25 protein-coding genes are annotated in these 24701 nt (G+C 68.2%); 10 read left to right on the top strand and 15 right to left on the bottom strand.

Annotation, left to right across the window (positions count from 1 at the left end):
- The first annotated feature begins 13 nt into the window (after positions 1 to 13).
- Positions 14 to 1117 (top strand): winged helix DNA-binding domain-containing protein, encoded by a 1104-nt coding sequence (locus tag AC1DN2_RS17405; RefSeq protein ID WP_476851324.1) that lies wholly within the window; start codon positions 14 to 16, stop codon positions 1115 to 1117.
- A 68-nt stretch (positions 1118 to 1185) separates the two neighbouring features.
- On the opposite strand, the gene asd is transcribed toward AC1DN2_RS17405, so the two are convergent.
- The 10 genes from asd to AC1DN2_RS17355 form a co-directional block, all read right to left on the bottom strand.
- The gene (gene asd, locus AC1DN2_RS17400) at positions 1186 to 2328 is read right to left on the bottom strand and encodes an aspartate-semialdehyde dehydrogenase (RefSeq protein ID WP_043435910.1); all 1143 of its coding nucleotides are present in this window, start codon (positions 2326 to 2328) and stop codon (positions 1186 to 1188) included.
- Between the two features lie 45 nt (positions 2329 to 2373).
- Positions 2374 to 2601 carry an NF038396 family protein gene (locus AC1DN2_RS17395; RefSeq protein ID WP_028276519.1) on the bottom strand — a complete coding sequence of 76 codons (228 nt, stop codon included), beginning with the start codon at positions 2599 to 2601 and terminating at the stop codon, positions 2374 to 2376.
- Positions 2601 to 3194 (bottom strand): dihydrofolate reductase, encoded by a 594-nt coding sequence (locus AC1DN2_RS17390; protein ID WP_476851323.1) that lies wholly within the window; start codon positions 3192 to 3194, stop codon positions 2601 to 2603. The genes AC1DN2_RS17395 and AC1DN2_RS17390 overlap by 1 nt, the downstream gene beginning before the upstream one ends.
- Positions 3191 to 3994 carry a thymidylate synthase gene (locus tag AC1DN2_RS17385; RefSeq protein ID WP_079550143.1) on the bottom strand — a complete coding sequence of 268 codons (804 nt, stop codon included), beginning with the start codon at positions 3992 to 3994 and terminating at the stop codon, positions 3191 to 3193. The genes AC1DN2_RS17390 and AC1DN2_RS17385 overlap by 4 nt, the downstream gene beginning before the upstream one ends.
- A gap of 33 nt (positions 3995 to 4027) precedes the next feature.
- Positions 4028 to 4429, bottom strand: a complete 402-nt coding sequence (locus AC1DN2_RS17380) for a GntR family transcriptional regulator (RefSeq protein ID WP_476851322.1) — start codon at positions 4427 to 4429, stop codon at positions 4028 to 4030.
- Positions 4426 to 6072 (bottom strand): hypothetical protein, encoded by a 1647-nt coding sequence (locus AC1DN2_RS17375; RefSeq protein ID WP_476851321.1) that lies wholly within the window; start codon positions 6070 to 6072, stop codon positions 4426 to 4428. Before AC1DN2_RS17375 ends, AC1DN2_RS17380 begins: the two co-directional genes overlap by 4 nt.
- A gap of 80 nt (positions 6073 to 6152) precedes the next feature.
- A complete protein-coding gene (locus AC1DN2_RS17370) occupies positions 6153 to 7130 on the bottom strand; it encodes an NUDIX hydrolase (protein WP_476851320.1) in 978 nt (325 codons plus the stop codon).
- Positions 7131 to 7141: 11 nt separating this feature from the next.
- Positions 7142 to 9406 (bottom strand): RNA degradosome polyphosphate kinase, encoded by a 2265-nt coding sequence (locus tag AC1DN2_RS17365; RefSeq protein WP_476851319.1) that lies wholly within the window; start codon positions 9404 to 9406, stop codon positions 7142 to 7144.
- Positions 9407 to 9495: 89 nt separating this feature from the next.
- Entirely contained in the window at positions 9496 to 10518 is a 1023-nt protein-coding gene (gene mshD, locus AC1DN2_RS17360; RefSeq protein ID WP_476851318.1) for a mycothiol synthase, read from the bottom strand.
- A 325-nt stretch (positions 10519 to 10843) separates the two neighbouring features.
- On the bottom strand, positions 10844 to 11542 hold the full coding sequence (locus AC1DN2_RS17355) for a winged helix-turn-helix transcriptional regulator (protein ID WP_277526303.1): 699 nt from the start codon (positions 11540 to 11542) through the stop codon (positions 10844 to 10846).
- Between the two features lie 243 nt (positions 11543 to 11785).
- Between AC1DN2_RS17355 and AC1DN2_RS17350 the strand changes: the two genes are divergently transcribed.
- The 7 genes from AC1DN2_RS17350 to AC1DN2_RS17320 all read left to right on the top strand — a co-directional run bounded on the left by AC1DN2_RS17350 (position 11786) and on the right by AC1DN2_RS17320 (position 18048).
- Positions 11786 to 12520, top strand: a complete 735-nt coding sequence (locus AC1DN2_RS17350) for a permease (protein ID WP_223913795.1) — start codon at positions 11786 to 11788, stop codon at positions 12518 to 12520.
- Positions 12521 to 12687: 167 nt separating this feature from the next.
- Entirely contained in the window at positions 12688 to 13302 is a 615-nt protein-coding gene (locus AC1DN2_RS17345) for a nitrobindin family protein (RefSeq protein WP_476851317.1), read from the top strand.
- A gap of 53 nt (positions 13303 to 13355) precedes the next feature.
- The gene (locus AC1DN2_RS17340) at positions 13356 to 14105 is read left to right on the top strand and encodes a flavodoxin family protein (protein ID WP_476851316.1); all 750 of its coding nucleotides are present in this window, start codon (positions 13356 to 13358) and stop codon (positions 14103 to 14105) included.
- A gap of 101 nt (positions 14106 to 14206) precedes the next feature.
- The gene (gene ygfZ, locus AC1DN2_RS17335) at positions 14207 to 15289 is read left to right on the top strand and encodes a CAF17-like 4Fe-4S cluster assembly/insertion protein YgfZ (RefSeq protein ID WP_476851315.1); all 1083 of its coding nucleotides are present in this window, start codon (positions 14207 to 14209) and stop codon (positions 15287 to 15289) included.
- A gap of 14 nt (positions 15290 to 15303) precedes the next feature.
- Positions 15304 to 15699, top strand: coding sequence for an ankyrin repeat domain-containing protein (locus AC1DN2_RS17330; protein WP_028276529.1), 396 nt, complete (start codon positions 15304 to 15306; stop codon positions 15697 to 15699).
- Between the two features lie 139 nt (positions 15700 to 15838).
- The gene (locus tag AC1DN2_RS17325) at positions 15839 to 16402 is read left to right on the top strand and encodes a PadR family transcriptional regulator (protein ID WP_476851314.1); all 564 of its coding nucleotides are present in this window, start codon (positions 15839 to 15841) and stop codon (positions 16400 to 16402) included.
- Between the two features lie 83 nt (positions 16403 to 16485).
- On the top strand, positions 16486 to 18048 hold the full coding sequence (locus tag AC1DN2_RS17320; protein ID WP_476851313.1) for an MFS transporter: 1563 nt from the start codon (positions 16486 to 16488) through the stop codon (positions 18046 to 18048).
- 16 nt (positions 18049 to 18064) lie between these two features.
- Here the strand turns inward: AC1DN2_RS17320 and AC1DN2_RS17315 are convergent, their stop codons facing one another.
- From AC1DN2_RS17315 to AC1DN2_RS17295, 5 genes are all read right to left on the bottom strand, one after another.
- Complete coding sequence (locus tag AC1DN2_RS17315; protein WP_476851312.1) at positions 18065 to 18775, bottom strand: GNAT family N-acetyltransferase; 711 nt, start codon at positions 18773 to 18775, stop codon at positions 18065 to 18067.
- A 115-nt stretch (positions 18776 to 18890) separates the two neighbouring features.
- On the bottom strand, positions 18891 to 19916 hold the full coding sequence (locus tag AC1DN2_RS17310; protein ID WP_018773638.1) for a 6-phosphofructokinase: 1026 nt from the start codon (positions 19914 to 19916) through the stop codon (positions 18891 to 18893).
- 241 nt (positions 19917 to 20157) lie between these two features.
- A complete protein-coding gene (locus tag AC1DN2_RS17305; protein WP_476851311.1) occupies positions 20158 to 20412 on the bottom strand; it encodes a PspC domain-containing protein in 255 nt (84 codons plus the stop codon).
- A gap of 3 nt (positions 20413 to 20415) precedes the next feature.
- Positions 20416 to 20679 (bottom strand): hypothetical protein, encoded by a 264-nt coding sequence (locus AC1DN2_RS17300; protein ID WP_028276533.1) that lies wholly within the window; start codon positions 20677 to 20679, stop codon positions 20416 to 20418.
- Position 20680: 1 nt separating this feature from the next.
- Positions 20681 to 22315: a PspC domain-containing protein gene (locus AC1DN2_RS17295; RefSeq protein ID WP_476851310.1), complete on the bottom strand. Its 1635-nt coding sequence runs from the start codon at positions 22313 to 22315 to the stop codon at positions 20681 to 20683.
- A 124-nt stretch (positions 22316 to 22439) separates the two neighbouring features.
- On the opposite strand from AC1DN2_RS17295, the gene AC1DN2_RS17290 reads away from it, so the two are divergent.
- Together AC1DN2_RS17290 and AC1DN2_RS17285 are read left to right on the top strand one after the other, a co-directional pair.
- The gene (locus AC1DN2_RS17290) at positions 22440 to 23822 is read left to right on the top strand and encodes an ATP-binding protein (RefSeq protein WP_476851309.1); all 1383 of its coding nucleotides are present in this window, start codon (positions 22440 to 22442) and stop codon (positions 23820 to 23822) included.
- A 23-nt stretch (positions 23823 to 23845) separates the two neighbouring features.
- A complete protein-coding gene (locus AC1DN2_RS17285) occupies positions 23846 to 24505 on the top strand; it encodes a LuxR C-terminal-related transcriptional regulator (protein ID WP_476851308.1) in 660 nt (219 codons plus the stop codon).
- Positions 24506 to 24701: the final 196 nt, after the last annotated feature.

Genomic DNA, 24701 nt, shown 5'->3' with positions numbered 1-24701 from the left:
TAGGATGAACTCCATGGGAGCAACTGGGCGGATCCGGGTCACGAGTGCCATGATGGGCAGGCTGCGGCTGGCCGCCCAGGGACTGCTGGGACCGGGGTTTCAGTCCATCCCGGAAGCCGTCCGCTGCATGACGGCGATGCAGGCCCAGGACCTGCAGGCCGTGCTCTGGGCCGTCGGCCAGCGCGTGCCGGGTTCCCGCGCCGAAGACGTACGCGGGGCGCTGGACCGGGCGGAGATCGTCCGTTCCTGGCCAATGCGCGGCACCTTGCACGTGCTGGCGCCCGAGGACTTGAAATGGATGCTGGCCATCACCTCCGACCGGCTGATCCAGGGCCTGGCCCGGCGCCACCGGGAGCTCGAGATCACGGCCGCGGACGTCGACGCCGCCGCGGCAACTGCCCTGCAGCTGGTCTCCGGAGGAGCTGCCAGCCGGGCGGAGCTGTTCCAGGCCTTCGAACGGGCGGGCCAGTCCACGGCGGGCCAGCGCGGCATCCATCTGCTCGGGATCCTGTGCCAGCGGGGGTTGCTGGTGCAGGGTCCGCTGGCCGGCAACCAGCAGCTGGTCGTGGCCTTCGGCGACTGGATCACCGAGTCGCGGACCCTGGACCGTTCCGACGGCATCGCCGAGTGGCTGCTGCGCTACCTTCGCAGTCACGGCCCCGCCACGGAACGTGATTTTGCCTGGTGGGCCGGCATTCCGCTGACGGAAACCCGGGCCGCCCTGGCCCGGGTGTCGGACCAGCTGGCGGAACTGGAGTTTGAGGGGACCAGCTACTGGCTCTCTGCAGAGACAGCCGCGCTGCTCGACGACGGCGTCCCCGGTCAGCGCACGGTGCTGGCGCTGCCGGGGTTCGACGAATTCCTGCTCGGCTACGCGGACCGGTCCCTCGTGCTGCCGCCGGAGCACGCCGACAAGATCGTCCCCGGCGGCAACGGCGTGTTCAAGAAGACCATTGTGGCCGGCGGCGGCGTGATCGGCACCTGGGCCGGGCCGCCGGGCCGCAGGGGAGCCGGCGTCGTGCCTGAACCCTTCGACGCCGTTAACGGGCTGCGGCCTGCAGCCCAAAAGTCTTTTGGGCTGCAGGCCGCGAAATACCGCAGATTCCTTGGCGCCTGAACAGGTGCCGGAACAGGTGCCTGAAGGGGTGTCTGAACGTATGCCTGTAGGGTGTCCCGGACGGGCTCCTACAGGTTTCCGGTGGCGATGCGGAGCATGCGCCGCAGCGGCTCCGCGGCGCCCCACAGCAGCTGGTCGCCCACCGTGAACGCGCTGATGTACTGCGGACCCATCTCGAGCTTGCGGATCCGGCCCACCGGAATGTCCAGGGTGCCGGACGCCGCCACGGGCGTGAGCTCGGCCATCGAGGCTTCCTTGGTGTTTGGCACCACGCGGGCCCACTGGTTGTCCGCGTCCACGAGCTTCTCGATCTCGGCGACCGGGAGGTCCTCGCGCAGCTTCAGGGTCAGGGCCTGGGAGTGGGAGCGCATCGCACCGATCCGGATGCACAGGCCGTCCATGACGACGCGGTTCGCGGCGGAGGTGCCAAGAATCTTGTTCGTCTCCACCCCGGCCTTCCATTCCTCCTTGGACTGGCCGTTGCCGAGGTCCGCGTCGATCCAGGGGATCAGCGAACCGGCCAGCGGAACGCCGAACTGTGTGGCGTCGATGCCGGCGCGCTGGTGTGCCAGGACCTTGCGGTCGATCTCGAGGATCGCCGACGCCGGGTCGTCCAGTTCGGTGCTGACCTCGGCGTTGAGGCTGCCGAACTGGTTCAGCAGTTCACGCATGTGGCGCGCCCCGCCGCCGGAGGCCGCCTGGTACGTCATGGACGTGCCCCATTCGACCAGGTCGTTCTTGAACAGCCCGCCCAGGCCCATCAGCATGCAGGACACGGTGCAGTTGCCGCCGACGTAGTCCTTCACCCCGCCGGAGAGGCCGGCGTCGATGACGTCCCGGTTGATGGGGTCCAGCACGATGATGGAATCCTCATTCATGCGCAGCGTGGAGGCGGCATCGATCCAGAGGCCGTCCCAGCCGCGGCTGCGGAGCTCGCCGTGGACCTGCTTGGTGTAGTCCCCGCCCTGGGCGGTGACAATAATGGGCAGCTTCGCCAGGGTCTCGAGGTCGAACGCGTCCTCAAGCTTGCCGGCGGCGCCCGCAGCGGCGCCGGCCAGGGCCGGGGCGGCACCGCCCGCGTTCGAGGTGGAGAAGAAGACCGGGTTGATGTTGGCGAAGTCGCCCTCATCCTGCATGCGCTGCATGAGGACGGAACCGACCATGCCACGCCAACCAACCAGGCCGACGGACGGGGTAGCTGCTGTAGTCATGGGCCCAGTTTAGACTTCACGGCCCGCCCGGCGCAGTCGGTTACGTCACGCGTTATAGTCGCCGCGGGGCTCTTCCAGCAGTGCCGCCTTGCGCCGGCGCAGCGCGAAAACCGCCCCGAACGTGAAGACCTGGGTCACCACCACCAGCACGATCGCCCCGAGGATCTTGTTGCCGCCCAGGATCATGGTCAATCCCACGACCGCGGAGAGCAGTGCGAGCAGGGGCAGGAGCATGTACCCCAGGACAAAGAGGGTCTCGGGCTTCCTCAGCATTACTTGGCCTCCGTCCGGCGCCACAGCGTGATCCGGTAGCGGGTGCCGTTGGCGGAGGTCAGCCAGCCGTTGGCCGGGAGGCTGGCCGAGACGGTCCAGTCGTAGCCGAGTTCCGGAGCGAAGGTGTCCCCTTCGGCGTTGGTGTCGATGGTGGTGACGACGGCGACGTCGGCAAGGTCCAGGGACTGGGCAAAGATTTCGCCGCCGCCGATGATCCACACGGTCTCATGGCCGGCCACGAACTGGGATTCAAGCAAGGCGTCATCGAGCGACGCGACGGCGACGGCGCCTTCCGCGCCCGGGGTGTCCTGCCAGGTGGCCTGGCGGGTGATGACGATGTTCGTCCGGCCGGGCAGGGGGCGGTACTTGTCCGGGAATGATTCCCAGGTCTTGCGTCCCATGATGACCGGGTGGCCGGTGGTGAGGCGGCTGAAGTGCGACATGTCCTCGGGCAGGTGCCACGGCATGTCACCGGCCTTGCCGATCACCCCGGTGCTGGTCTGGGCCCAGACGAGCCCGAGGCCAGTGGTGGACGCTCGAAGTTGTTCCGTGAAATCGCCGGGCTGCACGCCCGCGGTATTGTCGTTGCTCATACGGCTATCGGGGCCTTAATCGTCGGGTGGTGCTGGTAGCCGACCACCTCGAAGTCCTCGAGGGTGTAGTCGAAGATGGAGTCCGGCTTTCGGGTGATGTTCAGCTGGGGGTAGTCGTAGGGCTCGCGGGCGAGCTGCTTGAGGACCTGGTCCATGTGGTTGTCGTAGATGTGGACATCCCCGCCGGTCCAGACGAATTCGCCCGGTTCCAGGCCGGTCTGCTGCGCGATCATGCGTGTCAGCAGGGCGTAGGACGCGATGTTGAAGGGCACGCCCAGGAAGGTGTCCGCCGACCGCTGGTACAGCTGGCACGAAAGCTTGCCGTCCGCCACGTAGAACTGGAAGAACGCGTGGCACGGGGGCAGGGCCATGTCCTTGAGTTCGGAGACGTTCCAGGCCGAGACGATGTGCCGGCGCGAATCCGGGTTGGACTTCAGGTTCTCGATGAGCTCGGCGATCTGGTCGATGTGCCCGCCGTCGGGCGTGGGCCAGGAACGCCACTGGACCCCGTAAACGGGACCGAGTTCGCCGTCGGCGTCGGCCCATTCGTCCCAGATGGTGACGCCCTGGTCCTGCATCCATTTGACGTTCGTGTCGCCGCGGAGGAACCAAAGCAGCTCCACCGCCACGGACTTGAAATGCACCCGCTTGGTGGTGATCAGCGGGAAGCTCTTGCTCAAGTCAAAGCGGAGCTGGCGGCCAAAAACGCTCAGGGTGCCGGTACCGGTGCGGTCCGATTTGTGCGTGCCGTGCTCGAGGACGTCGCGCAGGAGGTCTTCATAGGGCGTAGGGATGCTCACCGTTCCAGTCTACTGAGAACTCGCTGGCTCTCCTTATTTGTGTGACCCTCCCTGCCTCGCCCGCAGGATCGCCAGCAGTGCCGCGTCGTCGAGCCCGGCAGTGCGGCCTTCCGCAATGCAGCGGTCGACGGCGGCGATCACCTCCACCGGGACCGTGCCCGGCGGAGGTGCGGGCGGGGTCAGGATCGGCTGGCTGCCGGCGACCACCGTGCCGTTGCGCCGCCGGGTTTCGACCAGTCCGGCCAGTTCGAGTTCCTTGTAGGCCCGCGCGACTGTCCCGGCCGCGAGGCCCAAGTCCGACGCGAGGCTGCGGACGGTCGGCAGCCGGGTTCCCGCTGCCAGCGTCCCGGCGCTGATGAGGGAGGCGATCTGCGTCCGGATCTGCTCGAAGGGGGGAACTGGCGAACGCAGGTTGACGGCGATGCCCGCCGTCACGCGGCGACTTCCTTCCGCGGCAGGGGAGCGGGGGTCTTCCGGGCCAGGCCGCCCACGGGGATGACGGCGATGACCACGGCACTGGCGGCCAGGACAGCGCCTGCCAGGGTCGCCGGCCACCACGATCCGGCGGCCGGATCGACGGCGTCGCCGAACGCGTCCGGCCCGAACACCGCCGCCCAGGCATTGGTCTGGGTCAGCAGGAGGACACCGGCCTGGGCCGTGAGGGTTGCGGCGAGGGTCCGCACGACGCGGTGGACAGTGATGGCTCGCAGCGCGGGGTCCAGACCGCGCGGGGCGTCGCGGACGCCCTGGCGGGACCGGGCCCGGAGGAACGCCGGCAGGGCGGCAACGCAGGTCCCGGCGGTGAGCAGTGCAACCGGAACCCAGCCGCGATCTTCGGCCAGCAGGGCCTGTCCCGCGGCGGTGACGGCGAGGGCTGCCAGGAAGACCAGCAGCGCCAGGACCGCCGTGGTCAGCAGGGCCGGGCTAACCGGCTGCCGGGGCCAGGTGCGCGGCGCCTCCGTCGTTCCGTAGTTGCGCTGCAGGACCAGCTCGCCTCCGGCGATGACCAGCAGGACGCAGGTGCCCATCACGGCCACGAGTCCCGCAAGTCCGTAGCCGGCGGCCGCCATGATCACGGGGGCGAGGAAGGCTCCGGCGACCAGCGGCACGGCGGCCGCGAGGCCCAGGAGCGCTCCAAGTGAGGAGACCAGCCTGGCGGCCGGGTGCTGGCGGCCGGCGGCGATCCCTGATTCCGGCCGGTTCCGGACGCCCAGCCCGGCGGAAGCAAGCCGAGGCGGCCGCCACCACCACATCACGAGCAGGACCACGGTCGCCGCGAGGCCGGCGAAGTTCGTCCACGATCCCGTTTGCTGGGCCGGATCGGGACGGGCCGCGAAGTTCCCCGCGATGACCGCCAAGCCGGCAGCCACTGTGGACACTGTGCGCAGCAGCCGGTTCATCGCGATGGTCCGCAGTACAGCGTTGTCCGCCGCGTCAAGGGCCTCCAGTTGCCGGCGGCGGGCGATCAGCCACAAAACCAGCCACGTGCCGACGGCCAGCACCAGCAGGGCGCCGCCGAGCCATGCGGCCACCTCCGGTCCGGGGATACGGCCGTCGCCGCCGCTGTTGTAGTAGCCGTACGCGCCGTCGCTGACCGTAGTGGGAGCCACGGCCGCGAACCCGGGCAGCGTGGCAGTCCGGGCGATGGCCGCGGCAGCCGAGACGAAGATCGCAGCCGTGGTCAATGCCAGCCTGCGGGGCAGGAAGTCTTTGATGCGCCGCACGGACAGCACGGCCTGCCGCCGCATTCGCCGCGGACCCGGGTAGGTGACCTGTCCCAGGGCATGCACGCCCAGGCAGCCCAGGACCGGCCATGCCAGCGCCGGGATGATCGAGTCGGCGCCCACCACGGCGGACGCTGACGGATTGGCCGGGATGATGCCCAGGGTCATGGCGCCCTGGAGTGAGCTTGCGAGCCAGCCGATCACACCTACCCACAGCCCGTGCTCCGATACTGTCTGCGGCGACGTTCCGGTCCCGGGAGCCCAGATCACCCACCGCAGGACGGCATACACCAGCAGGGCGGCGATCGCCGGGCCGAGCAACAGCATCGGCGGCACGTTCAACAGGACCGGCACGGAATCCCCCAAGATTCAGCAGTAATGTATCAAGCTATTGATACAAACTAGGCTTAGGGCCCCCCCCGGGGTCAAGGACCTCAGTCGTCGAACGGCTTGAACCGCTCCACCGCAACTATTTTGTGCTTGCTGTGGTGTGCCACGTGGCACACGATGATCTCGCCCGGCGCCAGATACGGATCCGAGGACGGCAGCAGATCCCGGAGGCGGGAGTTCATGTGCTTTCCGAGCTGCTTCAGGACGGTCGGCAGTGCCGGGCGGTGCGTACACACGGCCACGGCCCGCTGCTTGTCGAACAGCGATTCGACGACGGCGGCCGTCTTGTGCGGGCTGCGGCCGTGCCGGTGCTCGGTGAGGGCCTCGTTGAGCTTGACCTTGGCGTCGGCCGCCTTGGCGTACGGTGCGATGGTGGCCACGCACCGGCGCCACGGGCTTGAAACGATCCGGCCGGGCTTCCACGCCTGCAGGAGCCGCCCCACCGACTGCGCCTGCCGCATGCCGGTGGCGGCCAGCGGGCGGTCGCCCTCGGCCTTGGACCAGGACGAGCGGGGCTTGGCCTTCGCATGGCGCACGATCAGCAGCGGCCAGGTCGCCAGCTCCCCACGGTCGTGGGCGTTCACCAGGTGCTGAAGCGGCTCGATGTCGCTCGGGTTGCTCAGGAGGCGGGCGGCCTTCTCGGGCGGGCACCACATGACGCTGTCGACTTCCGTGCCGTCCGGGATCAAGACGGCGCCGTCGACGTCGACCGCCCAGTAGTGGACCACCTTCAGCCCAGCCGCCACGTGGTAGCGGATGGGCGGGAGCGGGATCCCCAGCGGAGCGGTGAGCCCGATCTCCTCCTCCACCTCGCGCACGGCGCACTCCGGGATGGTCTCGCCGGCGTCGATTTTGCCCTTCGGCCAGGACCAGTCGTCATACCGCGGACGGTGGATCAGCAGGACCTCGAGCTGGTCCTTGTTTACCGAATTGAGGCGCCAGGGGATGGCGCCCGCCGCCGTGACGGAAACCTCTTCGCCGGGTTGGTCAGCCTGGTCCGCAACCAGTGCATCGCTGCTCACACTCACGATCCCTACCGCAGGCTGGTCGAGCGCTGGCGCGAGCGGGAGGCGAGCAGCCAGGACTGCACGTCCTTGAGGTCCTGGCCATCTTCCGCCAGGTGGTGGCGGGTCCATTCACCCTGCTTGTCCAAATGCCAACTCGCGGTTTCCGGCACCATGTAGCGGTTGAGTAAGTCCAGGACGTAGCTCGTGTCGTCGCCGCTCGTCAGCTGCACGAGGGCTTCAACGCGGCGGTCGAGGTTGCGGTGCATCATGTCGGCCGAGCCGATGTAAACCACCGGGTCGCCGGCATTGGCGAAAGCGAAGACGCGGGAGTGTTCCAGGAAGCGGCCCAGCACGGAGCGGACCGTGATGTTCTCGCTCAGGCCCGGAACGCCGGGCCGCAGGGAGCAGATGCCGCGGACAATGACATCCACCTGCACCCCGGCCTGGGACGCGCGGTACAGGGAATCGATGATGGCTTCGTCCACCATCGAATTGACCTTGATCTGGACGCGGGCGGGGATGCCGGCCCGGGCGTTCCTGATCTCGGTCTCGATCCTGTCGATCAGCCCGGAACGGACCGAGCGCGGCGCCACGAGCAGCCTCTTGAACGTGGACTTCGGCGCGTAGCCGGAGAGCTGGTTGAACAGCTTCGACAGGTCTTCGCCGACCTGTTCGTTCGCCGTCAGCAGGCCCAGATCCTCGTAGTAGCGGGCCGTGCGGGGGTGGTAGTTGCCGGTGCCGATGTGGCAGTAGCGGCGCAGGCCGTCCACTTCCTGGCGGACCACGAGGGAGAGCTTGCAGTGGGTCTTGAGCCCCACGATGCCGTACACCACATGGACGCCGGCCTGTTCCAGTTTCCGGGCCCAGGAGATGTTCGCCTGCTCGTCAAAGCGCGCCTTGATCTCCACGAGCGCCAGGACCTGCTTGCCGGCCTCGGCGGCGTCGATCAGGGCATCGACAATCGGGGAGTCACCGGAAGTGCGGTACAGGGTCTGCTTGATGGCCTGGACTTTGGGGTCCGCGGCTGCCTGTTCCAGGAACGCCTGGACCGACGTGGAGAAGGAGTCGTACGGGTGGTGCAGGAGGATGTCCCGTCGCCGCATGGCGGCAAAGACGTTGGCCGCCTTGGACGTTTCCGATTCGTTGAGGTAGCGCGAGGTGTGCGGGACGTGCTTGGGGTAGTGCAGGTCCGCCCGGTCGATCCCGGCAATCACCGAGAGTCCGCGCAGGTCCAGCGGCGCCGGCACGGAGTAGACCTCGGATTCCTCGACGCCGAGCTCGCGGATCAGCAGGGCACGGATGTTCGGGTTGATGTCATTGGTGACCTCAAGGCGGACGGGCGGGCCGAACCGGCGGCGCAGGAGTTCCTTCTCCAAGGCCTGCAGCAGGTTTTCGGCGTCGTCCTCTTCGACCTCGACGTCCTCGTTGCGGGTCACGCGGAAGATGTGGTGTTCCAGGACCTCCATGCCGGCGAACAGCTGGTCCAGGTGCACGGCGATCACTTCTTCGAGCGCGATGAATCGTGCCACCCGTCCCGGGACGGAGCCGGCGCGGGCGCCGTCGATGGAGATCAGGCGCGGGAGCTGGTCAGGGACCTTGACACGGGCGAAGAGCTCCTTGTCGCTGACCGGGTTGCGGACCACCACGGCGAGGTTCAGGGACAGCCCGGAGATGTAGGGGAACGGGTGCGCCGGGTCCACGGCCAGCGGCGTCAGGATCGGGAAAACCTTTTCCGCGAACATGGCGCTGAGCTGGTCCTTGGCCTGCGAGTCGAGCTCCTCCCAGTGCATCAGGTGGATGTGCTCATAGGCCAGCGCCGGACGGATCTGTTCGGCGTAGACCCGGGCGTGGCGCTGCTGCAGCCGGTGGGCCTCCTCGCCGATCTGCTCCAGGACCTGCATGGGGCTCAGCCCGGCAGGGGAGGGGACGGCGAGCCCCGTGGCGATCCGCCGCTTCAGCCCGGCCACCCGGACCATGAAGAACTCGTCCAGGTTGGAGGCGAAGATGGACAGGAAGCTGACCCGCTCCAGCAGGTACAGGTTGGGGTCCTCGGCCAATTCCAGGACCCGCGCGTTGAACGAAAGCCAGCTCAGTTCCCGGTCCAGGAACCGGTCGGGGCGGATGTCGCCTTCCGGTTCCAGGTTCGGCGCGAACTCCGGAATGTCGATCCGGTCCTGCGTGGCGCGCGAGGCCGGCACTTCGGAGGAGCCAAAGCGGGCACGTACCGGACGCGTCCCCTTTTCCGGCGTTGCTGGTTCAGACGTGGATGTCCGGGCGGTATCCCGTGGCATGGTGTCTCCTCAATGCTGGCGCGATGTAGCTTCAACCTTACAAGCAATCATGGCCGGATGACCCCAGGTTTCGGCCCGGGCCGGGACGGTTATCCGCCGACTTGACTAACGCCGTCCGGCGCGGGAGCGGCGGCCGGTGATGGCTGCTGCGGCAGCGGCGCGTACATCACGTCGACATCCCAGCGGGTGAATCCGAGCCGGCGGTAGAGGGCGACGGCGGGGGTGTTGTCGGCATCGACGTAGAGCATGACGGCGCGGAGCCCCAGGTCCTGAAGATGCCTGATGCCGGCGACCGTGAGGGCCTTGCCCAGCCCGGACCCCTGGGCATCGGGGGTCACGCCCACCACGTAGACCTCGCCCATTGCGGGGTGGTCGCCGTGCCGGGGGTGCACCTTGGTCCAGTGGAATCCCAGGAGCCGGTCCGCCGGGTCGACGGCCAGCAGGAAGCCCGCGGGATCAAACCACGGTTCGGCCATCCGGGCGTCCAGATCGGCCCGCGTCATGTTGCCTTGCTCCGGGTGGTGGGCGAAGGCGGCCTTGTTTGCGGCCAGCCAGGCGTCCTCGTCCCGGCCGGGCACGAAGGCGCGGAGCTGTACGCCGTCCGGGAGTTGGGCCTCCGGCAGGGCCGCTGCCGCCGTCATCAACCGCATCTTCCACAGCTCACGCACGGCGCCGTAGCCGTAGCGGGCCGCGAGGTCGGCCGCGGCCTCGTGGTTTCCGTGGGACCAGGCTTTCAGGCCGGCGAAGCCGCGGACGGTCTTCAGTTCGCCCAGCAGGCGGTCGCCCACGCCCTGGTTGCGGTAGCTGGGATGGACGGCGACCTCGAGGATGCCGGTGCCGTCGGGTTCCTCGATGACGACGGCGACGCCGGCCAGGTCCTGCGCCGTCGCGGGATCCAACTTGTCGTCAGGGGCATAGAGGGCCAGGGCAAGCACCGAGTGCTCGCCCGCATCACCGGCGCGCAGCGTGACAAGGGTCTGTTCGGACAACGGCGGATTGCCGTCTGACTCTTCCGCCGCGGCGACAAGGGCGGCGACGTCCCGCAGCAGCGCGGCGTCCACGGTTCCTTTTTCAGTGTGTACGGGCCAGTTTTCCGGGTGCGCAGGGCTCATGGTGCAAGGCTATCGGGTGCATGGGGGTCAGCGGCCGATTTTGTCGAACTGCGGACGGCCGCGTATAGTCGTTATCTCGTCCGGCGTTGAGCCAGATGCGAGGGGGATCCACCACTGGGGTGGCCTCGATACGTTCGACCCGTATGTCCTCCACTGAGAAATACTGCTAGATACTGAAAAGTTTGTGCCGATGGTTTGGTGCACCAAGAAGGCCCCGGACTCTGGATTTCAGAGTCCGGGGCCTTCTGCGTTCAGTGCCTGCGTTCAGTACTTGTGTACAGTGCCTGCGTACCGGCGCCGCCGCGCTGTGGCGGCCGTGGCGCGCTCAGGCCTCGGTCAGTTCGTCCTCGGGCTGGCGGACCAGGGTCAGGCGGTAGCCGACGTTGCGGACGGTGCTGATCAGGTTCTCGTGGTCGGCGCCCAGTTTGGCCCGCAGCCGCCGGACGTGGACATCCACGGTGCGCGTGCCGCCGTAGTAGTCGTAGCCCCAGACTTCGGTCAGCAGCTGCTGGCGGGTGAACACCCGGCCGGGGTGCTGGGCCAGGTATTTCAGCAGTTCAAATTCCTTGAAGGTCAGGTTGAGCGCGGCGCCGTTGACCCGTGCGGTGTAGCTGGCCTCGTCAATCACGACGCCGGCGGCCCGGATTTCGGTCGGCACGTCTTCCTTGTCCGGAACGGCGCGCGCGACGCCGAGCCGGATCCTGGCCTCGACTTCTGCCGGGCCCGCGGATTCCAGGAGGATGTCGTCCACGGCCCACGCCGAGGACACCGCGGCCATGCCGCCCTCGGTGAGGATCAGCATCAACGGGGCGCTGAGGCCGGTGGCCTTGAGCAGCTGGGTGAGGGAACGTGCGCCGACCAGGTCCTTGCGGGCATCGAGCAGGACGATGTCGCAGGGGTCGGTCTCGAGCAGGGCAGTGGGCTCGGCCGGAAGGATATGCACCCGGTGGTTCAGCAGTTCCAGAGCAGGCAGGACGTCCACGGATGTTCCCGTGCTGTTCGTCAATAGCAGGATGTGCGACATTGTTCCTCCAAGGGGTGTCCGCGCATCGTTGGGCGTCTTGTTGCTGATGTTGAGTATACCTAAAGGCCCCATTCCGGCCATGGTCCCGTCACCTCCGGCGCCTCCTTTTGCGACACATACCGTTCACATAGGGCAGGATTGAACCGTCAGGGCCCGCGGCCCGTCGAAATTGAGCCGAGTCGAATTGGGGTCCGCAGTGAGCGAAGGTCTGGCCATGCTGGGTCTGCCGATGGCGAGCAGACAGTGAAGCCGTGGAGCGTCGGGATCATCGGCCTGGCCGGTCTCGCGGCGATTGTCGCCGGAGCCTATGCCTCGCCTGAGGTCCTCCTGGCCGTCGCGGCGCTCGCCGCCGCCGGCATCGGTATCGGCTGGCCCTACTTTCTCGGCATCCCCGCCAAGAAGACCCTCGCGGTCTTGATTGGCCTGCCCGGCGTCGGGTCGGCAGTGGCTGCGACCTATCTCCCGGCTCCGGGCTTCCTGGACTGGACGCCGTCATTCCTGGCCGTCGGGGTCATGGCAATCTTCGTCATGCAGCTGATCCGGGGCACCGGTCAGGCCCAGCGCCTCGAATCCACCCTGGGCTCGTGCGCGGGTGTCCTGCTCTCCTGCCTCGGCGCCGGCTGGATTGCGAGTTCGCGCTTCAACGGGGTCCGCGAAATGATCCTCGTGGCGGCCATCAGCTCGGCGATCGCGCTGCTGGCGGGGCTGATCCGCTGGCCGGACCGGATCGTGGCGCCGCTGGGCATCGTGAGCGCCGGCCTTGCCGGGCCGCTCGCCGGCCTGGTGTTCTCCGACATCGCCGTGCTGCCGGCGGCCCTCGTCGGCGTCGTCGTGGGGGCGGTGCTGGTGAGTTTCCGCCGCCTCGTCATCCTCAACGGTGAAGGCCTTAATGTTTTGGCGGCCGTGGGCATGGGGCTCGGGCCGGTTTCTGCTGTCGGTTCCCTGGCCTACTTCATAGACAAACTACTCATCTACTAAGCGTTAGGATGGCATCATGTCCGTACTTGCATATGAGATCTTTTTCCTTGTCCTGCTTGGCGTGGCCAGCCTGTCCATGGCGTGGTTTGCCGGCTTTGTCGTGTACCGCCTCTTCAAAGGCCAGAAGTAACACGTTCCAGACCCCGTAGCTTCCAGAGGTAGATGCTGTGCCGATTGAAATCCCTACTGATCTGACCCCCGAAATCGTTCCGCTGTCCTGGCTCATTGGTGAGTGGGAGGGCAGCGGCCGGCTGGGGGCTGGAGACGAGGACTCCGAGCACTTCCTGCAACACGTCTCGTTTACGCACAACGGCCTGCCGTACCTGCAGTACCGCGCCGAGAGCTGGCTGACCGACGACGAGGGCACGAAGCTGCGTCCCCTCACTGTCGAGACCGGCTTCTGGGCGCTGGAGCGTAAGCAGCGCGAGGAGGACGGCGGCCCCGGCCTGATCCCGGCGGACATCGTCCCGGTGCTCAAGAGCGCCGACGAGGTGGAGGCCCTGCGCAACAGCGACGGCGGCTTCGACATCTCGGTCTCCATCGCCCATCCCGGCGGGATCTCGGAGCTGTACTACGGCCAGATCAAGGGCCCCCAGATCCAGCTCAGCACCGACATGGTGATGCGCGGCAGCCACTCCAAGGAGTACACGGCGGCCACCCGGATCTTCGGGCTGGTGGAAGGAAACCTGCTGTGGCGCTGGGACGTGGCCACCGGCAAGAATTCTACGGCGGGCGGCGGCCTGGAGGCCCACGCATCGGCCATCCTCGCCAAAGCAGGCTAATTACGCGGTCTCACTGATTTTTCCGTTGTCACCATCGACCCAGGAGAAATACCGTGAATGACACAGTCACCAGCTCAGCCGGCAGCACAGCACCCGGCAGCGCCAGCTACGCCGACCTCAAGGCCGTGTTCTTCAACGGCACGCTCAAGAAGTCCCCGGACGTGTCCAACACGCAGGGCCTGATCGAGGTCAGCCGCCGGATCATGGAGAAGCAGGGCGTCAGCACCCGCGTGATCCGCACGGTGGACCACGACATCGCCAGCGGGGTCTACCCGGACATGCGCGAACACGGCTGGGCCACCGATGAGTGGCCGGAACTCTACCCGGCCGTCCAGGAAGCGGACATCGTCGTCGTCGCGGGGCCCATCTGGCTGGGGGACAACTCCTCGCAGACGAAGAAGCTCATCGAGCGCCTCTACGCCCACTCCGGGCAGCTGAACGCGAAGGGCCAGTGGGCCTACTACCCGAAGGTGGGCGGCTGCCTCATCACCGGCAATGAGGACGGCATCAAGCATTGCGCCATGAACGTCCTGTACAGCCTCCAGCACGTCGGCTTCACCATCCCGCCGCAGGCCGACGCCGGCTGGATCGGTCCCGTCGGGCCGGGACCGAGCTACCTTGACCAGGGGTCCGGGGGGCCGGAGAGCGATTTCACCAACCGCAACACCACCTTCATGACCTGGAACATGCTGCACCTGGCGCGCATGCTCAAGGACGCGGGCGGCATTCCCGCCTACGGAAACCTGCCCGACGCCTGGAAAGCGGGCACCCGCTTCGACTTTGAAAATCCGGAATACCGCTAGGACCGGCCTGCCCCACAGTCCGGCGGAGCCAGATTGTCCCTGCCGGGGCCGGAACCTGCCGGGGCCGGAATACGCACAGAGCTAAGGACGTTCCTTTCAATATGACTATCAAAAGCCCCCTGTTGTCGCGCCCGGCCGCGGTTGAGGCCGGCGGCGCCGATGCCGGCGTCGCCGCCCACTACGGCGAGCCGCTCCGGGAGCAGCGGGCGCTGGCCGCCGGCACCGCCGTCGTCGATCTCTCACACCGCGGCGTGGTGACGGTCAGCGGGCCGGACCGCCTGAGCTGGCTCAACACGCTGTCCTCCCAGCAGCTCACTTCCCTGGCCCCTGGCCAGTCCACCGAACTGCTGTTGCTGAGCGTGCAGGGCCGGATCGAATTTGACGCCAGGGCGGTGGACGACGGCGCCACGACCTGGCTGATCGTCGAGGCAGCCGAGGCGGCCCCGCTCGCCGAATGGCTCAACAAGATGAAATTCATGCTCCGGGTCGAAATCGCGGACGTCTCCGCCGACTGGGCCGTACTCGGCTCCACGCACCGCATCCCGGAATGGGACGCGCTGCAGGCCTGGGAAGACCCGTGGCCGCACGTCGGCGCCGGCGGCTACTCCTACGCTGTGGTGGGCGAGGACGCCCATCCAGGACTGGAACGGCCGTGGTTTGAGTACCTGGTCCCCGCGGACCAACTGGTCGCGACCGTGGGCGACCGTGCCCTCGCCGGCACCATGGCCTCCGAAGCGCTGCGGATTGCGGCGTGGCGGCCCCGGTGGGGCGCGGAAACGGACGACAAGACCATCCCGCATGAGCTCGACCTCCTCCGCACTGCCGTGCACCTGGCCAAGGGCTGCTACAAGGGCCAGGAGACGATCGCGCGCGTCCACAACCTGGGCCACCCGCCGCGCCGTCTCGTGTTCCTCCAGCTCGACGGTTCCCAGCACACCCTGCCCGCGGCCGGCAGCGAGGTGCGTGCGGGCGAGCGCAAGGTGGGCACCGTGACCTCCGTGGCGCAGCACTACGAGATGGGCCCCGTCGCCCTGGCCGTGATCAAACGCTCCGTCGCCCCGGACGAGGTCCTGACCGTCGTGGACGGGGACGAGCCGTACTCCGCGGCCCAGGAAGTCATTGTGGCCCCCGACGCCGGCCAGGTGGTGGGCCGCCAGACCGGCTTCCTGCGGGGCACCCGATGAACGGCGGGTCCAAAGTGAACGAGCCGGGCGCCGCGCCCGACGACGAGACACTCGCGCTGGCGCACGCGCTCTTCGACGCCGCCCGCGAGGGCAACTCCGCGCTGCTGGGCAGCTACCTGGCCGCCGGTGCCCCGGCCACGCTGACCACCTCCTCCGGCGACTCGCTGGTGATGCTGGCGGCCTACCACGGCCACGCCGGCACTGTCCGGCTGATCCTGGACCACGGCGGCGACGCCAACACGCCGAACGACCGCGGCCAGACCCCGCTGGCCGGTGCTGTCTTCAAGGGCTACACGGACGTGGCCCGGGAACTGCTGGACGCCGGGGCCGACCCGGACGCCGGCACCCCCACCGCGCGGGCCGCCGCGCAGATGTTCGCCCGGACGGACATCCTGGCCCTCCTCGGCTGACCAATCGCGCCTGGGGCCGGGGCGCGGCCGGCCCGGGTTGGGGAGGATTGCCCTCAAATACTCCACGTGGAATAATCTTTAGTGGAGTAACTGCCGTTTAGGCCGAAGAGAACACTGCTAAACCGAGAAGGAGTGCACCATGGCCCGGGCAACCGCATTGACACCCCTGGGTGTCGCCGCACTTTCCCTGCTCGTGGAAGAACCGATGCATCCCTACGAGATGTACCAGCTCCTGATCGCGCGGCACGAGGACCGGCTGGTCAAGGTGCGGCCAGGAACGCTTTATCACGCCGTCGGGCGGCTCGAGGATCAGGGGCTGGTCACAGCCACGGGAACGGACCGGGGAGGCAACCGTCCGGAGCGCACCACCTACACGATCTCGGCTGCCGGCCGCGAAGCGTTCACGACGTGGCTGCAGGACATGCTCGCCGCCCCGGTCAACGAATACCCGGCCTTCCCGCTGGCCGTCTCCGAGGCCTACAACCTGCCCGCCGGCGTCGTCGTCGAACTCCTCGACCGGCGCCTTCAGGCGTTGGAGGAACAGCTCGGCTTCCTGGTCTCCGGCGAGGAACTGCTCGCGAAGAAGGGCGTGGAGCGCAAGTACTGGATCGATGTCCAGTTCCAGCAGAGCACGCTGCGCGCCGAAATCGCCTGGATCCGCAGCCTCCAGGACCAGCTCCGCTCCGGCGAACTGCCGTGGTGAACCCCGCGCAGGACCGCGGCCGGGACCCGGCCGCCCCCACACACAGCCCATCCACCGTTTCACACCAGCCCCTAAGGAACCGCATGGAAAACGTAGCCCGGCCATGGCCGGCACTCTGGTCCCTGGTGATCGGCTTCTTCATGATCCTGATCGACACCACCATCGTCTCGGTGGCCAACCCCAGCATCATGGAGGGCCTCAACACTGACATTAACTCGGTGATCTGGGTCACCAGCGCCTACCTGCTCGCCTATGCCGTGCCGCTGCTGATCACGGGCCGGCTCGGGGACCGTTTCGGTCCGAAAAAGCTCTACCTCTCCGGACTCGTCGTCTTCACCGTGGCATCGCTGTGGTGCGGCCTCTCCGGCAGCGTCGAGATCCTCATCGCGGCCCGTGTGGTCCAGGGCCTCGGCGCGGCGATGATGACGCCGCAGACCATGGCCGTCATTACCCGGATCTTCCCCCCAGACCGCCGCGGAGCGGCCATGGGCATCTGGGGTGCCACGGCCGGCGTCGCCACGCTGGTTGGCCCGATCCTCGGCGGCGTGCTGGTGGACGGCCTCGGCTGGGAATGGATCTTCTTCATCAACGTTCCCGTCGGGATTGTCGGCTTCATCCTCGCCCAGCGTTTCGTGCCCTCGCTGACCACCCACCCGCACAAGTTCGATATTCCCGGCGTACTGCTCAGCGCCCTCGGCCTGTTCCTCCTGGTCTTCGGCATCCAGGAGGGCGCGACGTACGACTGGGGCACCATCGCCGGCCCCATCACCGTCTGGGGCCTGATCATCAGCGGCATCGCCGTGCTGGTGGTCTTCGTCCTGTGGCAGAAGTTCAACACGGGTGAACCGCTGCTGCCCCTGTCCCTTTTCAAGGACCGGAACTTCTCGCTCGCCAACATTGCGATCACCACGGTGGGCTTCACCGTCACCGCGTTCAGCCTGCCGCTGATCTTCTACTACCAGATCGTCCGCGGACTGACCCCGACCCAGTCGGCGCTCATGATGGTGCCGATGGCGCTGATCTCGGGCGGGCTCGCCCCCGTCGTCGGCCGGATCATCGACAAGGTCAACCCGAAATTCATCACCGCGACCGGCCTGGTCCTGATGTCCGTGGCGCTGTTCTGGAATGCCCTGCTCATGCACCCGGACACCCCCATCTGGCTGTTCCTGCTGCCGAGCGCAGTGCTGGGCTTCGCCAATGCAGGCATCTGGGCGCCGTTGAGTTCCACCGTCACACGCAACCTGCCGCCGCGGCAGGCCGGAGCCGGCTCAGGCGTCTACAACACGACCCGCCAGATCGGCGCCGTACTCGGCAGCGCCGCCATCGCCGTCCTGATCCAGTCGCGGCTGGCGGCCGAGCTCCCCGCCCGGCCCGGAGCAGGCGCAGACGCCAGCCCGATGGGCTTCGGCGGGGCCCTGCCGGCGGAGCTTCATGAGGGGTTCTCGACGGCGATGGGCCAGTCCATCCTGCTGCCGGCGGCGGTCATCCTGCTCGGCGCTGCCGTGGCGCTGTTCTTCGCCAAGCCCAAGCCGGTCCAGGGCTGGGGCGAACCAGATGCTGCCGCAGCCACAGCCGCAGCAGCGGACACGGGTAAGGCAGACACCGACAGGGCAGACACGGACAGGGCCGCCGCGGAGCGCGGCTAGCCTGGCGGCATCCGGATCAGCCCAGCAGCACGCTGGTCTGGATGCCGCCCGCGGAAAATCCCAGGCTCCGGACCAGCGCCAGCGACCCCTTGTTGCTGACTTCTGAACGCCACTGCAGCGTCAGTCCGGCTGCGAGGGCCTCGTGGGCGGCTACTGAGGCGGCCAGCTTGCCCAGGCCGTGGCGCCGCCATTCGGGCGCGACCAGAACGCCCATATGGGCCAGGAGCCCTTCCCATTCGGCATACGCCCCGCAGGCCACGGGCGTCCGCCGCCCGTCTTCCAGATGCAGGACGGTGAAGCGGTGTTCCAGGTCGGCGAGGCCCACCTCGTTGACGTCGTCGGGCGGGCAGAAGGTCTCCAGTTCGATCGCTTCCGGGTTCCCGTGCGAGACCGTCAGCTCCCCGGCAGGCTGCTGCAGGGGGAGGTCGTCGGCGAAGAAGAGTGCCGCGGCGCCGAGCCCGTGGCCGCCGTGCCCGCGGGTGATGGTCAGCAGCGTCACGTGCTGGGCCAGTTCCTCGTCCGAGAGACCCTCGGCGGCGTCCAGCGCCCACTGCGGGCCCACCAGGGCGGAGTTGCCGAACAGGCGGACGAACTGCAGGGACCGGGCTGTCTCATCCGCCCGGGTGAGCCTCACGCCGGCGGCAGCCGCGAAGGCGCCGTCGTCGAACCCCAGGCGGCGCGCCCATGCGAGCTGGACAATTTCTGCTGAACCGGGCTCAAGAGTCATGAATCCACCCTACCCATCGCGGCCGCGCGTCCGGCTGCCCCCTGCCTGGCTGCGGCGCTGCCCGCCCGCTTCTTCCCTGCGGGCCGCGCCCGAGCCGGACCCCGCCGGTGTCCGCTTAGCCGAAGAGGACTGCGGCCTCGTCGTAGCGGCTCTGCGGTACGGACTTGAGGTTGCCGAGTGCGGCGTCGAAACCGACGTGCACAATATCCGTCCCGTGCAGCGACACCATGGTGCCCCAGCGCTTTTCCACAACCGAATCGATGGCGGCCATGCCCAGGCGGGTGGCCAGGACCCGGTCGAACGCCGTCGGGACGCCACCGCGCTGGATGTGGCCAAGGACTGTCGCGCGGGTCTCGATGCCGGTGCGTGCCTCCAGTTCGGGGGCAAGCATTTCGGCGATGCCGCCGAGGCGGGGCCGGCCAAAGGTGTCGAGGCCGCGCTCCGAATGCGGGGACTCCTGGCCTTCGGGCACAAACCCCTCGGCGACGACAAGCAGCGGGGCGCGGCCACGGTCGTGGGCGGAGACGACCCATTCGGCGATCTGTTCCATGGAGGCCTTCTGCTCCGGGATCAGGATGGCGTGGGCGCCCGAGGCCATGCCGGCGTGCAAGGCGATCCAGCCCACATGCCGTCCCATGACTTCGGCAATCATGCAGCGGTGGTGGGACTCTCCGGTGGTGCGCAGCCGGTCGATTGCCTCGGTGGCGATTTCCACGGCCGTGTCGAAGCCGAAGGTGTAGTCCGTGGCGTCGAGGTCGTTGTCGACCGTCTTGGGCACGCCCACGATTTTGAGGCCGGCGTCGGTGAGCCGCTTTGCGGCGGCCAGGGTGCCCTCGCCGCCGATGGCGATGATGGCGTCGATCCCGAGCCGGTCCATGTTGGCTTTGATGACCTCGGGACCGCCGCCGTTCTCAAACGGGTTGGTGCGGGACGTGCCCAGGATGGTGCCGCCCTGCTTGGCGATGCCGCGGACCATGGTGCGGGGAATTTCCACGATGTCGCCCTCGACAACGCCGCGCCAGCCATCCTTGAATCCTACGAACTGCTGGCCGTGGACCGCGATTCCTTTGAGGACGGCGCCACGGATGACGGCGTTCAGGCCGGGGCAGTCTCCGCCGCTGGTGAGGATTCCAATTTTCATGTCTTGGCTCAAATCCTGGTTTGAAGGGGTACAGGCAGAGCGCCACGCTGAGCTCACCCTAGAGTCTAGTGGCGGGTGTGGGGCAGGACACAAACGGTTACAAAAGGTGCCCCCGCCATGATGGCGGGGGCACCTTTTCGTGGTGCGGCGCAGCTACCGGGGAAGGTTGCCGCCGGGCCGGGCCGCGCGGCCGGGCCGGCCTGTGATTGGCCGGCCTGTGACGGATGGCCTGTGATGGATGTCAGGGCCGGGAGGAACGCTTCGAGAGGAAGCTTTCGAGGACGATTGCGTTGCGCTGGTCCGGGAGGAGGAGCCAGGCCGCGAGGTAGACCACGAACGCCGGGCCAGGGAGCAGGCTCAGGAGCAGGTAGGCGATCCGGACATAGGCCACATCAACGTTCAGTTTGGCGGCAACCCCGCCGCAAACGCCGCCAACCCAGCGCTGCGGACCACGTTTCAGGCCGAGGCCCCGGATGGTGTCAAAGAATTTATCCATGGGTCAAGACTTCCCTGTAGTTGACTTATTGTCACGCCTGCGTGCCGAGACCAGGCCACCCACGACCAGGGCACCCCCGGCCCCGATCATCAGGCCGATCAGCACATAGGTGCCGTTGAGGGCCACGAGGCCGAGCCGGGAAATGATGATCAGTGCAGCCAATGCCACCACTGTCAGTCCCCAGACCACTGTGCCCACCCGGGCGGGCGAACCCGCCTCGGGGTCGTGCCCGGCATCGGCCAGCGGCGAGTCGTCATAGCTGCTCATGTCAGTTGCCTTCCTTGATGGTCACGTTGCTGACGGTGCCGGAGATCTCCAGGACCAGCCGGGCGCCCGGCTTCGCGGTGTTGTAGTCGCTTTGCTGCGTCGTCATGCCGCCGCGGTCCTGGTTGCCGTCGTGGAGGTTGCCCATGGTCATGTCCGCCTGGACGTGCACCGGAACGGTGGCGGGGATGACGACGGTGAGGTTGCTGGCCGTCGCGTCGATCGGAACTACGACGTCGGAGCCCAGGGGCGGATTCAGCGCCAGCTTGGTCAGGTCCACGGTTCCGGCGCCGCCGGTGATCTCGAAGCCGCCTTGGGCCTGCTGAATGCTCGCCGGCGTCCAGTCGGCGTTCTGGAAGCGGAACCGGTCCCCGTGCGGGACCACACTGAAGATGGCGCCGATCAGCAGGGCCACGACCGCGAAGAAGCCCAGGATCCCGGAGGTCCGGCCCCGCAGCCCTGCAAACAGGATCCCGAGGCCCAGGATGGCCGCGCCGAAGGCCCAGACCAGCGCGTTGCCGGCATCGCCGAGATCGATCACGTTGGCGGCGTCGAGGGCCTTGATGCCCCCGCCCACCAGGAGGGCGGAGCCGACGGTGATGGCGACCGCCGGAGCGCCCGGACCAAGGTTGCGCGCGGCCGGTGCAGGCGGTGTGGCGCCGTACCCCGGTCCGTAGCCGCCTGGGGGAACAGGACCGGGCGGGACCGGGCCGGACGCAATGGGTCCCGACGGCGGAGGCGGACCCCAGCCCGGGCCGGTGCCGGTGACTCGAGAGCTGTCAGCCGGGTCGCCATACGTCCGGCCGCCGCCCTGCGGGAAGCTGCCTGCTGATTGCGGCCCGGCGGCGGTGCGGGGGCCAGCCGCAAAAGCCGCGGCGCCGGCCGGGCTGCCTGAGTCGTAACGCGATGGCATGCCAGTGGCTCCGTCCCGGATCTTGTTGCGTTGGGTCAGGTAGTAGACGAGGTAGATGGCACCGCCCACCCAGAAGACGGTCCAGACGAAGGCGCCGAAGCCGAAGCGGTCCCAGCCCCAGACCCCGGTGCCCAGGCTGGGGAAACCGATGACCGAGGTGATGAGCGCGCCGGTCATGCCGGCCGTCCACCGCCCTGCGGCGGCCTCCTGGACGTGAATGCGGCCGTCGGGTTCGGGCAGCAACGCCCAGGCCAGGCCGTAGGCGAGAACGCCAATTCCGGCGAAGACGGTCAGGACGATCAGGACGCCGCGGATAATCAGCGGATCGACGCCGAGCCGGTGGGCTATGCCGCTGGCCACGCCGCCGATCCAGCGGTCGCGTCCGCGGTAAATGCCCTGGCTGCGGATCCAGTCGAAGAAATTCTGGGTTTGCCGGCCGGGCAACGGCCCATTCGGATCGCCGGGCGGGTAAAGCCGCGGCGGCTCCGGCGGCGCGCCGCCCGGCCCGGAGAAGGCCGGAGCGGGCTGGCCCGTGCCTGGAAGTTCGGGGTCGGGACGTTCCGTATGCGGAAGGTCCGTGACGGAACGCTCAGTGTGCGGAAGATCCGTGGCGGGAGGTTCCGGTTCTGGAAGTCCCGGTTCTGGAAGTTCGGGGTGGGATCGATCCGTGGCCGGCCGGTCTGCGGGGGCCGGGCCTTCATCGGGGTGCGGAGTGTGCGGGTTCATACTTCGATCCTTCCCGTTCCCGGCGCCGGCCTCTACTGGGGAACACCCTGAACGGTCCCTGAGTGGCCCCCGGTTGGGCCCTCAAACGCGTCCGGGAAACCCCGATCCGTGCTTGGATTGAGGCATGACAACCGCGCCCGCCCGCCCGCCGCTGGTCCGCAGCAGCGACCGCGTGATTGCCGGCGTGTGCGCGGGCCTCGCCAACCACCTGGGCTGGCCGGTGCGCATGGTCAGGATCGGCATGGCAGTGGCTGCGCTCGCCGGCGGGGCCGGGGTGGCCTTCTACGCCTGGCTTTGGATCATGGTCCCCACGGCGGATGAAAACGCCCGGCGCAACGCCCGCCGCCCGGCGTCGCCCATCGCTCCGGCAGTGAGCTTCCCGGACACCCCAGGCGTCGCAAACCTGCCCGACGCCCCCGGCATGCCGGGAGCCCCCGGAACCAGTGGAACGCCAACGACGGCGGCGCCGGGGTCCTGGCGGTCCAAAGTCTCCGGCATGCCCTTCGGCAAGGAGATCCTGCTGGGCGCGGGCCTGTTGCTGGCCGCCGGGATCCTGATCGCCCGGCTCCTGGGGGTTGACGTGCCGCTGGGTACCCTGATCCCGGTCGCGGCGATCCTGGGCGGTGCCGCGATCGCCTGGATGCAACTGGACGAGACCCGCCGGGCGGGGCTCGTGGACAAGACCAAAGCGAACCAGGCCGGTGGCTGGGCCCGCCTCGCGGCCGGGCTCGCCCTCGTCGTGGCCGGCGTGCTGGTCATGGTGTCCGGCTCGGGGTCCTGGGAACAGACCTGGCTCGCCCTCCTGGCCTCGGTGGCCGTGCTCGGCGGCGTGGCCCTGGTGCTTCTGCCATGGGGGCTGAAGTTCTGGCGCGACCTGGAAACAGAGCGCGCGGGGCGGGTCCGCGCCACCGAGCGTGCCGAGATCGCCGCCCACCTCCATGACTCCGTGCTGCAGACCCTCGCCCTGATCCAACGCCGGGCCGGCAACGAGCACGACGTCATCAGGCTGGCCCGCGCGCAGGAGCGCGAGCTGCGTGGCTGGCTGTACCGGGACGCCGACAAGGAATCCGGCCAGCTGTCCGACGGCATCAAGGCCGCCGCAGCCGAGGTCGAGGACGCCCTGGGGAACGCCGTCGAGGTGGTCAGCGTGGGGGACTGCGCCATGACCCAACGCCACGAGGCCCTCGTCCAGGCATCCCGAGAGGCCATGCTGAACGCCGCCCGGCACGGCGGCGGCGCCGTGTCCGTCTACCTGGAAGTCACCGACGCCGCCGCGGAAGTTTTCGTCAAGGACAGGGGCCCGGGCTTCGATCCGGATTCCGTTCCCCCGGACCGGCTCGGCGTCAGAGAATCGATCATCGGCCGGATGAACCGCCACGGCGGCACCGCCGCGATCACCAGCAGCCCGGACGGCACCGAAGTGCGGCTCCGGCTGCCCGTCGCCGCCGCCTCTGCCGGAACTGCCTCGGCCGCCGCCAACAACGCCAACGGAGAGGCCAAACCGTGACCAGCCCAACATCAGGAAACCCTGTGCAAGGAAACCCCGCACCGATTCGCGTGGTGATCGTGGACGACCACGCCATCTTCCGCTCCGGGTTGAAGGCGGACCTGGACCCGGACATCGTCGTCGCGGGGGAGGCCGGAACGGTGGAGGAGGCAATCGCCGTCATCGCAGTCCAGCGCCCCGACGTCGTGCTCCTTGACGTTCATCTTCCCGGCGGCCGGGGTGGCGGCGGACGCGAGGTCATGGCCGGCTCGGCGCCCCTGCTGGGCACCACGCGGTTCCTGGCGCTGAGCGTCTCCGACGCGGCAGAAGATGTGGTGTCCGTGATCCGGGCCGGCGCGCGCGGCTATGTCACCAAGACCATTTCCGGCGCGGAGATCAGCGGCGCTGTCCGCCGCGTGGCAGGCGGCGACGCCGTCTTCTCACCCCGGCTGGCGGGCTTCGTCCTGGACGCGTTCGGCACGGCCCCCGCGGACATCGCCGACGACGAGCTCGACAAGCTCTCGGCGCGGGAGCTCGAAGTGATGCGCCTTATCGCCCGCGGCTACAGCTATAAGGAGGTGGCCAAAGAACTGTTCATCTCGATCAAGACCGTTGAAACCCACGTCTCGGCCGTGCTGCGCAAGCTTCAGCTCTCCAGCCGCCACGAGCTGACCCGCTGGGCCGCCGAGCGCCGCCTGCTTTAACCCAAGGATGCGCTATCACTTAGGGTCCTTATCGCACTGGAATAAGGACTGTGGAGTCTCATGACTTAATGGACGTTTCTGTCTCAAGACATCGTGGACAGTGTGTCTCAGGACATCGTGGACACTCGGACCGGTTTTGCTCGGGTCATGAGCAAAATGCACCCCGATATCAAGATCCGGCATTTGGTGGCGACAT

It is taken from the genome of Arthrobacter sp. 01L42 (genome assembly GCF_056400005.1).
Note: the sequence above shows the minus strand (reverse complement) of the source record. Positions and strands in the feature narration are given on the sequence as shown.

Bases quoted from the DNA above. Each gene is read 5' to 3' on its own strand.
- AC1DN2_RS17290 (WP_476851309.1), top strand. From the start codon at position 22,440: ATGACAACCGCGCCCGCCCGCCCGCCGCTGGTCCGCAGCAGCGACCGC.
- AC1DN2_RS17320 (WP_476851313.1), top strand. From the start codon at position 16,486: ATGGAAAACGTAGCCCGGCCATGGCCGGCACTCTGGTCCCTGGTGATC.
- AC1DN2_RS17355 (WP_277526303.1), bottom strand. From the start codon at position 11,542: ATGTCGCACATCCTGCTATTGACGAACAGCACGGGAACATCCGTGGAC.
- AC1DN2_RS17405 (WP_476851324.1), top strand. From the start codon at position 14: ATGGGAGCAACTGGGCGGATCCGGGTCACGAGTGCCATGATGGGCAGG.
- asd (WP_043435910.1), bottom strand. From the start codon at position 2,328: ATGACTACAGCAGCTACCCCGTCCGTCGGCCTGGTTGGTTGGCGTGGC.
- AC1DN2_RS17300 (WP_028276533.1), bottom strand. From the start codon at position 20,679: ATGAGCAGCTATGACGACTCGCCGCTGGCCGATGCCGGGCACGACCCC.
- AC1DN2_RS17325 (WP_476851314.1), top strand. From the start codon at position 15,839: ATGGCCCGGGCAACCGCATTGACACCCCTGGGTGTCGCCGCACTTTCC.
- AC1DN2_RS17315 (WP_476851312.1), bottom strand. From the start codon at position 18,775: ATGACTCTTGAGCCCGGTTCAGCAGAAATTGTCCAGCTCGCATGGGCG.
- ygfZ (WP_476851315.1), top strand. From the start codon at position 14,207: ATGACTATCAAAAGCCCCCTGTTGTCGCGCCCGGCCGCGGTTGAGGCC.
- AC1DN2_RS17310 (WP_018773638.1), bottom strand. From the start codon at position 19,916: ATGAAAATTGGAATCCTCACCAGCGGCGGAGACTGCCCCGGCCTGAAC.
- AC1DN2_RS17305 (WP_476851311.1), bottom strand. From the start codon at position 20,412: ATGGATAAATTCTTTGACACCATCCGGGGCCTCGGCCTGAAACGTGGT.
- AC1DN2_RS17295 (WP_476851310.1), bottom strand. From the start codon at position 22,315: ATGAACCCGCACACTCCGCACCCCGATGAAGGCCCGGCCCCCGCAGAC.
- AC1DN2_RS17390 (WP_476851323.1), bottom strand. From the start codon at position 3,194: ATGAGCAACGACAATACCGCGGGCGTGCAGCCCGGCGATTTCACGGAA.
- AC1DN2_RS17365 (WP_476851319.1), bottom strand. From the start codon at position 9,406: ATGCCACGGGATACCGCCCGGACATCCACGTCTGAACCAGCAACGCCG.
- mshD (WP_476851318.1), bottom strand. From the start codon at position 10,518: ATGAGCCCTGCGCACCCGGAAAACTGGCCCGTACACACTGAAAAAGGA.
- AC1DN2_RS17395 (WP_028276519.1), bottom strand. From the start codon at position 2,601: ATGCTGAGGAAGCCCGAGACCCTCTTTGTCCTGGGGTACATGCTCCTG.